Origin of the sequence: Pseudomonas sp. SH10-3B, assembly GCF_019891415.1 — a bacterium.
Lineage (GTDB): Bacteria > Pseudomonadota > Gammaproteobacteria > Pseudomonadales > Pseudomonadaceae > Aquipseudomonas.
The window spans coordinates 1-315 of sequence record NZ_JAFLXD010000147.1; the positions used below are offsets into that span (position 1 = coordinate 1).

The window sequence follows — 315 nt, forward strand, 5'->3', positions numbered from 1 at the left end:
CTTCGTCGGTGGCCGTGAAGGTACCGGCGACAGTACCCGCCTTAACGGCGTTCTCATCGAGGGTATTCGCCGCGATGCTGATCACCGGCACATCGTTGTGCAGGATGACAGTCGGCTGCCCAGTGCTGTGAGAGTTCAAGCCTTCAGGGTCGGTGACGGTCAGGTCGATCTTCGGCAGTTGGTTGCCGGCGTTGACGAAGTCAGCACCTTTTTGCGTCAACACAACGTTGTTGCCGGACAGGCTGTAGTAGCCGTCTACGTTGCTGTTGCCGGTGAAGGAAACAGTCAGGCCTTCGCGTGGTGTTTCTTCATCGG

The 315-nt window shown here is 58.1% G+C and carries 1 protein-coding gene; it reads right to left on the reverse strand.

Annotated elements, in window-relative coordinates:
• Positions 1 to 315: hypothetical protein (locus tag J1G35_RS31275; protein WP_223016888.1), on the reverse strand; the 315-nt coding region annotated here is incomplete at both ends.